Source organism: Zooshikella harenae (assembly GCF_018837975.1).
GTDB lineage: Bacteria > Pseudomonadota > Gammaproteobacteria > Pseudomonadales > Zooshikellaceae > Zooshikella > Zooshikella harenae.
Genome location: NZ_JAGSOY010000012.1, coordinates 61,275 through 73,093, shown reverse-complemented (window position 1 = coordinate 73,093; position 11,819 = coordinate 61,275). Strand labels below are relative to the sequence as shown.

Sequence of the window (11,819 nt, the reverse complement as noted above, 5' to 3'; positions counted from 1 at the left end):
TTTTTATTTCCGTAAATAACATTAAGAAGCAGCCAGTATTATGCACCCTCATTCAACAACTTTGGTTTATCTATCGTCCATCAGCGTTTAATAAATAGCCTAAGCTTGCTGAATGAATTCATTTGTTGTCATTGATTGAAAACCAATTTAGGGCGCTTGCTATGGCAAATAACCTCCAATCCAAGCCAATTCAGTGTGCACTGATTAGTGTATCGGATAAAACAGGTATCGTAGAGTTTGCTCAACAACTTCAGCAACGAGGTGTTCATATCCTGTCAACAGGAGGCACTTTTCGCTTGCTGCAAGAACAGGGTATTCAAGTTCAGGAAGTGGCTGACTACACTGGATTTCCAGAAATAATGAATGGTCGGGTTAAAACATTACATCCCAAAATACATGGCGGTATTCTCGCTCGCCGAGGTGTTGATGACGAAACCATGAACCAACATGCCATAACCGCCATAGACTTAGTGGTTGTTAATCTATACCCCTTCCAGAAAACGATTGCTCAACCAGATTGTGACTATCAAACAGCCATTGAAAACATTGATATTGGTGGTCCAACCATGGTACGTGCGGCCGCTAAAAATCATCAGGATGTCACCGTAGTCGTCAACCCAGATGCTTATTCATCAATTATTGAAGCTTTGGATGATAAGCAAGGTATTCCATATTCAATGCGCCAAACACTGGCTTTACAGGCATTTCAACATACATCTGCTTATGACCAGGCCATAGCGAACTATTTAAGTAGTGCTATACCGACGCCGAGTAAAACACAACACGTTAACGATAAATTTCCTGACAGTTTAAGCATAACGTTTTCAAAAAACTTTGACTTACGTTATGGAGAAAACCCTCACCAAAAAGCCGCTTTTTATAAAGAAGTGAGCAACTGTAGTACGACAGCTGAACCATCACTGGCAACAGCATCACAGCTTCAAGGTAAGGCGCTTTCCTATAATAATATTGCGGATGCTGATGCGGCTCTCGCTTGCGTAAAAGGCTTTCAGGGCCCTGCATGCGTCATTGTCAAACATGCTAACCCTTGCGGTGTTGCAATCGCTGACACATTGCTAAACGCTTACCAGCGTGCTTATACAACTGATCCAACTTCTGCATTTGGTGGTATTATCGCATTCAACCAAAAAGTAGATCATGATGTTATTAATGCAATTCTTGCTCAGCAGTTTGTCGAAGTCATTATTGCGCCCTCATTTACCCAAACAGCAACAGAAGCATTAAGCAAAAAACCGAATATTCGTGCTCTAAGTTGTGGTATGTGGTCCTCAACACCATCCTCCTACTTGCACTACCATCGCGTTGAAGGCGGACTGTTGGTACAAGATGCAGACCTTAGCGTGATAGCACAGCCCAACATATCCTGCATGACTGATCGCCAGCCAACCTCACAAGAAATGCAAGATCTGCTTTTTGCTTGGCAAGTGGTGAAATATGTTAAATCCAATGCCATCGTTTACGCTCAAGCGCAGCAAACGATTGGTATTGGTGCAGGACAAATGAGTCGTGTGTACAGTGCTAAAATTGCAGGCATCAAAGCGACTGATGAAAACCTTGTAGTAACAGGCTCCGTTATGGCGTCAGATGCATTCTTTCCTTTTAGAGATGGCATTGATGCAGCCGCTGCAGCGGGGATAACAGCAGTCATCCAGCCTGGTGGTTCTATGCGTGATGCAGAAGTGATTGCTGCAGCTAATGAGGCGGGTATTGCAATGGTATTTACTGGCATCAGACATTTCCGTCACTGACACTAACACACCAAAATTGAGTAACCAACAAACCATAAAAGGGCCGGTTTAATGAAAGTTTTGATTGTTGGAAGCGGTGGTCGCGAACATGCCTTAGCCTGGAAAGTGGCACAGTCCAACCAAATTAGTCAGGTCTTCGTTGCTCCAGGCAATGCAGGAACCCATTTAGAATCAAAAACCAAGAATATCCCTCTTGATCCTCTTGATATCAATGGCTTGGTATCGTTTGCCGAAACGGAAGCCATTGACCTCACCATTGTTGGGCCAGAAGCACCTTTAGTCGCGGGTATCGTTGATGCCTTCCAAGCTGCCAGTTTAAAGTGTTTTGGCCCCGTTCAGGCTGCAGCTCAACTTGAAGGTTCAAAAACATTTGCGAAAGATTTTTTAGCTCGCCATAAAATCCCCACCGCCCACTACCAAAGTTTTTCAGACATTCCTCCTGCGGTTAGCTACATAAAACAGTATGGTGCGCCTATCGTTGTAAAAGCGGATGGCCTTGCAGCAGGTAAAGGTGTTGTTTTAGCCGAAACAGAAGCTGAAGCAATCGCCGCAGTAAAAGATATGCTTGCGGGAAATGTGTTTGGTGATGCAGGTCATCGCGTTGTTATAGAAGAGTTTTTAATGGGAGAGGAAGCTAGCTTCATTGCTATGGTTGATGGTGAACATATATTACCCATGGCAACCTCGCAGGATCACAAAGCCCGTGATAATGGCGATAAAGGCCCCAACACCGGCGGCATGGGTGCCTACTCTCCAGCACCCGTGGTCACACCTTCTATCTATCAGCGTATTATGGATGAAGTTATGCTACCCACCGTGGCAGGCATGAAAGCAGAGGGTATACCGTATACCGGCTTCTTGTATGCCGGAGTTATGATTACAACTGATGGCACCCCAAAAGTCCTTGAGTTTAACTGTCGTTTTGGTGACCCAGAAACACAGCCGATTATGATGCGCCTACAGTCTGATTTAGCACCACTTTGTCTGAAAGCACTCAGTGGCAAACTTAACACCTGTAGTATTGAGTGGGAGCCACGAGCGGCAATAGGTGTCGTGCTTAGCGCTGGAGGTTATCCCTTTGAGTACCGTAAAGGTGATGTAATTTCTGGGTTAGATACGCCAGCGCTACTGTCCAGTGCTGACGTAAAAGTGTTTCATGCTGGCACCAAGACTGAAAACCAATCTGTTGTGACTAACGGTGGTCGTGTGCTATGTGTAACCGCCTTAGGTGAAACAGTAACTGCTGCACAGTCAGCCGCCTATACTGCAGTTAACCATATCCACTGGTCTGATATTTACTATCGAACGGATATAGGACATCGTGCTATCGCAAGGGAAAAGAACAGCTAAACCCAAAGAGTAACACCAAGCTGCTCGAATAATTGGTTATTATGAAGTAGTGCTTAGAAAAAAGTACTATAATAACGTGCCAAACAAAAACCAGCACCCGGCATAATTCTTCGGTAGGTTGCTGGTTCTGATCATTTAAAGCTGGTATAGATAATTAAAACAGTGTTACTTAACACAATAAGAATAAAGCAATTCACTGTTAATAAATGCAGATATTACACTACAGCTTGGGTGGTCAAGATACGCTAGGATAAATACAATCTATCACCAAGAAAGGTGCGCTGATCAAGGTCACCATTATTAACAGTGCATAACAATTGGTTATAATGATGTCTTCACGTTGAAGGGATATCTCCTGTGCAAAGGTCAGTAGTCAGTGCACCAGTTCGATGGCATGTTCTCTGCCTCATAACTTTCTTATTCTGGTTGGTTAATACCAGCGCTCAAGCATCTGTTAATCTTTCTGTACAAAGTTTTCGCATTAACTTAGCCAAACATGCAGAAGTACTTGAAGATAAAACCCGCACTCTGACTATTAACGAAGTACTTTCAGATAGTTATGAACTTCGCTTTTCCCCCATACGGAATGATGCATTTCAACTAGGTGAATCACCTTCGACTTACTGGCTAAAAATTCAAGTTGACCAAGTTCCTCAAGAAAGCCAGCAAGTCTATCTTCAGCTTTTTGGCGATATTAACCAGATTGACTTCTTTACTGTATATAAAGGGCAAATTTCTTCTATTTATACTGGTACAGACCGTCCTGTAAGTAGCCGGCCTGTTTCTCATGATAGTTTTTTGTTCCCTGTTCAGCTTAATGGAGACTCTCCACAGCAGTTCTTTCTCAAGCTCAGTTCAAAGCATGCCATGGATTTTTCTCTTTATTTGGTATCTGCAGACCAGGTTATTGAGTCTGTTACCCTAACTCAATGGGTGAATGGGGCATTATTTGGGCTGTTTTTCGGAATAGCGCTGTACAATTTGGTTGCCTTTTTCCATTGGCGTGAACGCAATTACCTTTATTTAGTCATTCTACTTTTCTGCTCTTTGACTTATCAGCTTATTTGGCAAGGCCAGTTAATTAAGCTGCTACCAGGATTGATTGATATTGAGAATCAACTTGGTCAGTTTATTTTACTCACGGGTACTGCCATGATGTGCTTACTCGTCAAACGCTATTTTGCCGTAGAAAACTACTCCCACCTCTTGCATCGTTTTTTCGCTATTAGCGCTCTTTTGGCCTCTACTGCAGCCATTCTTGCACTTGTTGTCGGCCACCAATTCCCACCATTAGCCACGCACGTTATTTTAGTTATCATAGGCACTGCTGTATTTAGCTGTACTCTTATTTTCTTTCGACGAGGCACTCGCTATGCTCAAACACTTTTGATTGGTCTGTGTCCCCTCATTGTTGCTCTTCTTCTTAGCCTGCTAATCGCTCTCGACTTTATCCATTTACAGCCTTACCAGGCCAACTGGCTACTCCTTACCATTGCCAGTCTGAGCTTAATTGGCATATCTTATGCCGTTGCCCAACAGTTTCATCATCAACGAGCGCTGCTGTTGAGCCAACAAAAAACTACCCCATATCAAGAACAACCATTACACAAGCGTGAGTTCTTAGCCCACCTCAGCCATCAACTTCGTAGCCCTATGAACGGCATTTTAGGTATGAGTGAACTGCTGCTTGATACATCCCTAACCCCCAAACAACGAGACTATATTCAAACGATTCATCATGCTGGAAATGATCTGGTCAATTTGCTGAACCAAATACAGGATATCAGCAAGTTAGAGTCAAACCAGTTAGAGCTGGAAGAGGTTCCGTTTGATATCAATGCACTGATTGAAACTTGCCTTGAGATGTACAAACTTTCTGCTGAGCAACGGCAAATAGAATTAATTAGCTATCTTCACCCTGAAGTGCCTCGCATACTGACTGGAGACCCTGCTCGACTCCAACAAATTATCCTTTCACTGCTGAGTTATGCGTTCAAGCGAACAGATACTGGAGAGGTGTTACTTAGTGCAACAATTGAAAAAACTGACAACGGCAATCAGTTACGCTTTATTGTCAAAGATTCAAGTGCAGGGATAGAAGAAGATGAATGCCAGTTACTTTTGAGTGCTGACATCCAAAATATTGTGCTAAATGCCCAACGAAACTCATCAATTGACTTAGGACTAGTACTTTCCAGGCACTTACTTATGTTGATGGGTGGTCAATTTGGTATTGAAAGTGAAATAGGTGAAGGCAGTATCTTCTGGTTTACACTGCCCCTTAAGCTTCCTGAAATTAGCTCCCAAGATGAAGAAGAGGATTTTGACTTTTACGGTATTCGTGTATTAGTCGTTGATGATAACGAAACCTGCCGTAAGGTATTAACTCAACAATGTCTTGCATTAGGTATGGATGTAACGGGTGCGCAAAGTGGTAAAGAAGCTCTCGCCATTCTTCGGACTAAAGCCCATCTAAACCAGCATTTCGATCTCGTTATCTTGGACCAGAACATGCCCGTCATGAATGGCATGCAACTTTCTGCGAAAATTAAAGAAGACAGTGCCATTAGTGATGATGTTCTGATCATCATGCTTACTGGCGTCAGTTTTACGCCTAATAGTGTTGATGCACGTAATGCTGGCATCAAGCGTATTTTGACGAAGCCTGTTGCTCATTACACACTAAAAACAACTCTGAAAGAGGAGCTTACTCGGTTTCAAAGTAAACAAGCTGAATATCAGACTTCATCTGTTTCTCTACAGTCAATCAATTCTCTACAGCCGATTGTTGCCAAAGGCAGCATTTTAGTTGCTGAAGATAACCCAACAAGTGCGAAAGTTATTCGTGGCATGCTTGCTAAACTGGGATTCGAACCAGACATTGTTTACAACGGTAGTGATGCTGTTGAAGCTGCAAAGGGACATGACTATCTACTGATTCTTATGGATTGCGAGATGCCCATTATGGATGGTTTTGAAGCAACAGAGCGTATTCGTGAGTGGGAACAAAAGCATGGCCACAGTATTGTGCCCGTCATTGCAGTCACTGCACACAACTTATCAGATCAAAAACAAAATTTGCAGCAGGCAGGTATAAATGGTCAGCTAATGAAGCCCATTGAATTGCAAGATTTAAAAGATATTATCCACACATGGCTTCATACAACAGCTGAACACTAACTCAACTTCGCTATCAACACTGCAATCTCTTTAAACGCTAAACAGAAAATGACTCTATTGAAACTCGCTCATCCTGAGTAAGCGCCACTTGACGATAAGTCTGTATAGCACCTTCAGCATTAGCATTTGCAGGCTCGTTACTTTCTAACTCAGCTGTATTTACGGTCACAACATCAGCAGGTTGGATATTTTGATTAGGCTGAACATTTGGTTGTGCTGGAGCAGTGTCCACTTCATTGAAGTTTTCCACAGACTGATTGGTATCAACTTCATTACTAACAGTTGGTCGCTGTTGAATATTATTCAAATTATCTGATGGTGGTTGAGTTACTGCTCTATCTGCAACTAACTCAACAGGCTCATCAGTATCTGGTGTTGGGGCATTAACCACTACAGGTTGGTTATTAAGCTCAGTAGCCAGGTCAACTTGAGGATTATCATTTAACTGATTGACATTACGCACTAAGGGTATCCGGGTTGCAGTCAAGTCCGCAGAAACGTCGGTAGTTTCTAGCCCCACAGAAGTAGGGTTACTTTCACGAGACACATTGTCGCTAGGCGCTACATTATTCCGAACACTATCAGTTTGCACTGCTGGTCTAACTGCAACCCGAGATTCAGTCTGTAATGATGAAGGTGTGATAGAAGTGTTAACTGACGCTGCAGGATCGGCCGCTGAAAAACGCCCTGCTGCCACATCTCTTGCTTGTTGACTGATATTGACATCAATATCCGCTGAAGACGGGCCTTGCACCCGAATTGCAGGCGACCTTTGCTGTCCAACTTCTGCCTGCAAAGTGGCATGGATAACGTTATTTGGTGTCACGGCTACGACGTCCATAAGACATCACACCCTCATGCACTGGCTACTGATACTTACAATATAGTTGAAGAGTTGAACAACTTTACTGTTAAAGCAGACTTATATTAGACCTTTTTTTTATAAATTAAATTTGGGTTCTGACAACATAGTATAAAACAAAAAGGAACCTAAATCTGGTAACACACTTCACCCACCTATTCCATCGTATAGCCTTGATAAGCTTCAGGCGCCAGATTTTCAAAGCGAGTAAATTTACCCAAAAAGGCCAGCTTAACAGAGCCTATCGGACCATTACGCTGTTTACCAATAATAACCTCTGCAACTCCTTTGAATTCAGTATCAGGGTTATAAACTTCATCACGATAAATAAACATAATAACATCAGCATCCTGCTCAATCGCTCCCGATTCCCGCAGGTCAGAGTTAACTGGGCGCTTATTGGGTCGCTGCTCAAGGCTCCGGTTCAGCTGTGATAAAGCAACAACGGGTACATTAAACTCTTTTGCCAATGCTTTTAATGAACGAGAAATTTCCGAAATTTCATTGGTACGACTTTCACCACCACCAGGAATTTGCATAAGTTGTAAGTAGTCAATCATAATCAAGCCAAGCTCACCGTGCTCCCGAGCAATTCGCCGAGTTCGAGAGCGCATTTCAGTGGGGCTTAATCCTGCAGTATCATCTACAAACAGCTTTTTATCACTGATCATGTTCACTGCAGCAGTCAGCTTGGGCCAATCGTCTTCATCCAACTTACCTGTTCTTACCTTGGTCTGATCAATTCGCCCTAATGAAGACAGCATCCGCATCATAAGCTGCTCACCGGGCATCTCCAAACTGAACACCAAAATGGCTTTATCTGTATTCAGCATGGCATTTTCAACCAGGTTCATGGCAAAGGTAGTTTTCCCCATTGATGGACGACCAGCCACAATAACCATATCAGACGGCTGTAATCCTGAGGTCATCTCATCTAAATCTTTAAACCCCGTTGTTGTTCCAGTAATGGTATCTCCCGCATTAAATAACTCATCGATACGGTCAATAGCCTTGTTCAACAACTCCTTCATCCCCACAGGACCACCTGTTTTGGGACGTGATTCAGCTATCTGGAAAACTTCTCGTTCAGCAGCATCTAAAATCTCCGAACAGCTTCGTCCTTCAGGATTAAAGGCACTGTCAACAATTCGGTTACTTACAGTAATTAACTTTCTAAGAATGGACCTCTCATAGACAATCTCCGCATACTCACGCACATTGGCTATACTGGGTGTATTTTTGGCAAGGTCAGCTAAATAAGCTATTCCTCCAGCATCTCCCAGTTCCGCCCACGTATCAAGCTTTTCAGCAATGGTTAGTGGATCAAAAGGCTTTGTTGCAGAGGCTAGTTGTTCGATTGCTGTATAAATTAAGCGGTGAGCAGGATTATAAAAGTCATCTGCGACAACCTTATCAGCGACTAAATCCCAAGTAGCATTATCTAACAATAATGCACCTAATACAGACTGCTCAGCCTCCAATGAATGGGGCGGGGCTTTTACCGAATCCATAACATCCTGCTCTGACATTACTATCGGCGCTTCACTCTGCATAGGACTCTCGTTGTATTACCAGAATAATTATCAAAGAAACTATACCCCTAGCGAAGGGTATACCCACTTCAGTTAAGGCATAGTCTACCTAAAAATTGGGTAGATAAAACAAGCCCGCGAACATAAAAATGATCGCGGGCTTGTTACAACCAGTCATAACAGACTTATTCGGCTTCGACGTAGACCTTCAATGTGGTAACTACATCAGTGTGTAGCTGAAGACTAATATCGTATTCACCTACTTGACGAATTGGGCCTGATGGCAGGCGGATTTCGCTCTTAGCAATATCAACCCCAGCAGCACTAAGCGCATCAGCCAGGTCGCGTGTACCGATAGAGCCAAACAACTTACCTTCATCGCCTGCTTTTGCAGTCAATGTCAGTTCGATATCAGCAATCGCAGTAGCGCGTTCTTCAGCTACTTTCAATTTATCTTGGGCTGATTTTTCCAGCTCAGCGCGACGCGCTTCAAACTCAGCCAAATTGTCTTTTGTAGCAGGAACGGCTTTATTGAACGGGATTAGGAAGTTGCGCCCATAGCCGGCCTTTACTGCAACCTTGTCACCCAGGTTACCTAGGTTAGCAATTTTTTCTAAAAGAATAACATCCATCGCTTAATTACCTTTAACTGTCTTACCCATTAACACATTTTGGAGATCACTAAACAGGTGGCTTTTGTTGTAGCCTACCTCGAAAGTTCAGCAAGCTGTCCAAAAAGGCCATGATGACTAATAAAGGGTACATAACCTGTAAAAACAACAATTGTGCTAAATAAAAAAGAATAAGCCACTGCTTACTCATTTGCTTCTTAGCGAGACTGCCATGCACAAGTGCAATACCAGCAAAAAACAATGGGAGTGATGCTAAAAGCACAAAAGCAGCTAAGGATGTATCAATCTCAATACCAAGAATAATAAATGCCATTAAGCTACTGCTTAACCAGATAGGTAAGCGCAAAGCATGAAATTCTTCACGAAAACCATCTGGCACGAATAACATTGATTGCCACCAACGCGCAACAATCAATGAAACTATACACAGCATCATACTGCCAAATGCTAACAACCCAACCACAATATGTGGTAACAGGTCGTTAATCTGTTTTTGCAAGTTTAGCGAATCTTCACCAAGCTGCTTATACATTGCTGACTGAGTCCAAATAGTATTGAACTGCTCAACAATTGTTGCCAATAAATCAGGTGTTATAAGCTTAATGCTAAAAACAACCAAGACGCCCAACAGTACACTTAGACCTAATGTCACAGCCCATGAAACACTCGTTCTGAGGAAATGAGCCAGTGCAACAGTACATAGCAACGTGGTAATGACATCTAGCTGCCCCTGTATAGCAAAATACAGTGCTGGTAACAGGGGCCAAATAATCACCTGAATCGCTTTGGTAAAGCCTTGGCGTAAAACCACCAAACCCAAAGCTGCCGCGCTTAGCCAGGACGTTAGCGGAGCAATAGCAGTCAGTGTAGCAAACAATGCTGCCTGCTTAGGCCCTCGCATAATGAATTCAGCTAAAGCACGCATTATGTTCCCTTTATCAAGCGCTCTATCACGTTAGTGACGATCAGTGTATGGCAACAGAGCAATGTAACGAGCACGCTTAACAGCTGTTGCTAACTGACGTTGATATTTAGCTTTTGTTCCGGTAATACGGCTAGGAACGATTTTGCCTGTTTCAGAAACATAAGCTTTCAGCGTATTGATATCTTTGTAATCAATCTCTTTTACGCCTTCAGCTGTAAAGCGGCAGAATTTTCTACGACGAAAAAAACGTGCCATTGACTTTCTCCTTCAATGAATTGTGATTACTCTTCAACTGTGCTTTCGTCAGCTGCTTCAACAGCATTTTGCTCAGAACTCTCTTTTTTCGCAGAGTCTTCACGACGCTCGCTACGACCTTCTTCTGATTTCATGATTGAAGGTTCAGTAACCACATCGTTGCGACGAATCACCATGTTACGAATCACAGCATCATTGAAACGGAATGAGTTAGTCAGCTCGTCTAAGATCTCATTGCTGCATTCAACATTCATTAACACATAATGAGCTTTATGCACTTTCTGGATAGGGTAAGCCAGTTGACGACGGCCCCAATCCTCCAGACGATGGACCTTACCATCACCTTCAGTAACCAAGCTGGTATAACGCTCAATCATCGCACCAACCTGTTCACTTTGGTCAGGGTGAACGAGAAATACGATTTCGTAATGACGCATAAACTCTCCTTTCGGTTTAGTAGCCTTCCACCACCTGAGTAGGTGCTAGTAAAGCAAGGAGTCAAAAAAAAATGACCTTTATAAGGAACCGGGCATTCTAGTTAAGTCTATGTCAACTTGCAACAACCGCTGATCATAGGCAATTGCCCATGCTGTCAGACACTTATGCCAGTCAAAAGTTGCTCACACGCAACGCACTCAAAATGAGTGCCACCCAGACTTCAACAATAACTTCCTAATGACACTGAACTATTCGCCCAGCTGGGCACTAGAGATGAGAGAAAGGGATAAACATTGAAAGGAAAGTGCCATTTATAGACACATGTTGTTAACACTCAACTATCATGCTTTGTATAAGTGTAACACGTTATTTAATTGAACCGGCCAACAAGTTACTATTAAACAAAGGATAAATTGTTTGATGCCACAATAATTAACAATTGCTAAATTTTTTATTTAAAGATGAAACACCAAATACCTAATCTTCAAAAATGCAGTAAATCTACAACACATTTTTTAATCATCGCTTGCTGTTTATTCAGCTTAAAAGTACTCGCTAAGGATTTACTAGAACTGGATGATTTTGAGCTGCAATCCCTGGCTCAAGAAAAAACACCATCAGAGCAACTGCCATTGAAAGCTTTTTCACAAAAAATAAACAGTAAAAAAATAGCAAAACCCAATAGTTCAAATTGCAGAATTTTTGCTAAAAGAGAACGCAATGCTATTTTAATTGAAGAGCGTAAAAACAACGCAGAAAGAGATACAAACTATATAGACTACATCACTATTCCATTTCTGTGCTTGCAAAACGAAGATAAGGGGCAAGAGGATAGACTTATAACACCTTCTGAGTTACCACCCAGCTACTAAGTCT

The 11,819-nt window shown here is 42.6% G+C and carries 10 protein-coding genes; 4 read left to right on the top strand and 6 right to left on the bottom strand.

All coding sequences use genetic code 11. The annotated features are described in order from the left end of the window. The first annotated feature begins 161 nt into the window (after window positions 1–161). The 3 genes from purH (at window position 162) to KCG35_RS07570 (ending at window position 6,299) form a co-directional block, all read left to right on the top strand. Window positions 162–1,769 (top strand): bifunctional phosphoribosylaminoimidazolecarboxamide formyltransferase/IMP cyclohydrolase, encoded by a 1,608-nt coding sequence (gene purH / locus KCG35_RS07580; RefSeq protein WP_215819078.1) that lies wholly within the window; start codon window positions 162–164, stop codon window positions 1,767–1,769. A 51-nt stretch (window positions 1,770–1,820) separates the two neighbouring features. Beyond that, window positions 1,821–3,119, top strand: coding sequence for a phosphoribosylamine--glycine ligase (gene purD, locus KCG35_RS07575; protein ID WP_215819077.1), 1,299 nt, complete (start codon window positions 1,821–1,823; stop codon window positions 3,117–3,119). 357 nt (window positions 3,120–3,476) lie between these two features. Continuing rightward, window positions 3,477–6,299 carry a hybrid sensor histidine kinase/response regulator gene (locus tag KCG35_RS07570; RefSeq protein ID WP_215819076.1) on the top strand — a complete coding sequence of 941 codons (2,823 nt, stop codon included), beginning with the start codon at window positions 3,477–3,479 and terminating at the stop codon, window positions 6,297–6,299. Between the two features lie 37 nt (window positions 6,300–6,336). On the opposite strand, the gene KCG35_RS07565 is transcribed toward KCG35_RS07570, so the two are convergent. The 6 genes from KCG35_RS07565 to rpsF all read right to left on the bottom strand — a co-directional run bounded on the left by KCG35_RS07565 (window position 6,337) and on the right by rpsF (window position 10,942). Then, on the bottom strand, window positions 6,337–7,140 hold the full coding sequence (locus KCG35_RS07565) for a hypothetical protein (protein ID WP_215819075.1): 804 nt from the start codon (window positions 7,138–7,140) through the stop codon (window positions 6,337–6,339). 176 nt (window positions 7,141–7,316) lie between these two features. After that, the gene (gene dnaB, locus KCG35_RS07560; RefSeq protein ID WP_230409075.1) at window positions 7,317–8,714 is read right to left on the bottom strand and encodes a replicative DNA helicase; all 1,398 of its coding nucleotides are present in this window, start codon (window positions 8,712–8,714) and stop codon (window positions 7,317–7,319) included. Window positions 8,715–8,878: 164 nt separating this feature from the next. After that, window positions 8,879–9,325 carry a 50S ribosomal protein L9 gene (gene rplI, locus KCG35_RS07555; RefSeq protein ID WP_215819074.1) on the bottom strand — a complete coding sequence of 149 codons (447 nt, stop codon included), beginning with the start codon at window positions 9,323–9,325 and terminating at the stop codon, window positions 8,879–8,881. Between the two features lie 49 nt (window positions 9,326–9,374). Next, window positions 9,375–10,250: a hypothetical protein gene (locus KCG35_RS07550; RefSeq protein ID WP_215819073.1), complete on the bottom strand. Its 876-nt coding sequence runs from the start codon at window positions 10,248–10,250 to the stop codon at window positions 9,375–9,377. A gap of 30 nt (window positions 10,251–10,280) precedes the next feature. Next, window positions 10,281–10,505 (bottom strand): 30S ribosomal protein S18, encoded by a 225-nt coding sequence (rpsR, locus tag KCG35_RS07545; protein ID WP_027706909.1) that lies wholly within the window; start codon window positions 10,503–10,505, stop codon window positions 10,281–10,283. 26 nt (window positions 10,506–10,531) lie between these two features. Beyond that, window positions 10,532–10,942, bottom strand: coding sequence for a 30S ribosomal protein S6 (gene rpsF / locus KCG35_RS07540; RefSeq protein WP_215819072.1), 411 nt, complete (start codon window positions 10,940–10,942; stop codon window positions 10,532–10,534). A gap of 462 nt (window positions 10,943–11,404) precedes the next feature. On the opposite strand from rpsF, the gene KCG35_RS07535 reads away from it, so the two are divergent. Then, window positions 11,405–11,815, top strand: a complete 411-nt coding sequence (locus tag KCG35_RS07535; protein WP_215819071.1) for a hypothetical protein — start codon at window positions 11,405–11,407, stop codon at window positions 11,813–11,815. Window positions 11,816–11,819: the final 4 nt, after the last annotated feature.

What these genes read in the sequence shown, in the direction of transcription:
- purH (WP_215819078.1), top strand. Translation starts at nt 162, where the DNA reads ATGGCAAATAACCTCCAATCCAAGCCAATTCAGTGTGCACTGATTAGT.
- purD (WP_215819077.1), top strand. Translation starts at nt 1,821, where the DNA reads ATGAAAGTTTTGATTGTTGGAAGCGGTGGTCGCGAACATGCCTTAGCC.
- KCG35_RS07565 (WP_215819075.1), bottom strand. Translation starts at nt 7,140, where the DNA reads ATGGACGTCGTAGCCGTGACACCAAATAACGTTATCCATGCCACTTTG.
- dnaB (WP_230409075.1), bottom strand. Translation starts at nt 8,714, where the DNA reads ATGCAGAGTGAAGCGCCGATAGTAATGTCAGAGCAGGATGTTATGGAT.
- rplI (WP_215819074.1), bottom strand. Translation starts at nt 9,325, where the DNA reads ATGGATGTTATTCTTTTAGAAAAAATTGCTAACCTAGGTAACCTGGGT.
- KCG35_RS07550 (WP_215819073.1), bottom strand. Translation starts at nt 10,250, where the DNA reads ATGCGTGCTTTAGCTGAATTCATTATGCGAGGGCCTAAGCAGGCAGCA.
- rpsR (WP_027706909.1), bottom strand. Translation starts at nt 10,505, where the DNA reads ATGGCACGTTTTTTTCGTCGTAGAAAATTCTGCCGCTTTACAGCTGAA.
- rpsF (WP_215819072.1), bottom strand. Translation starts at nt 10,942, where the DNA reads ATGCGTCATTACGAAATCGTATTTCTCGTTCACCCTGACCAAAGTGAA.
- KCG35_RS07535 (WP_215819071.1), top strand. Translation starts at nt 11,405, where the DNA reads ATGAAACACCAAATACCTAATCTTCAAAAATGCAGTAAATCTACAACA.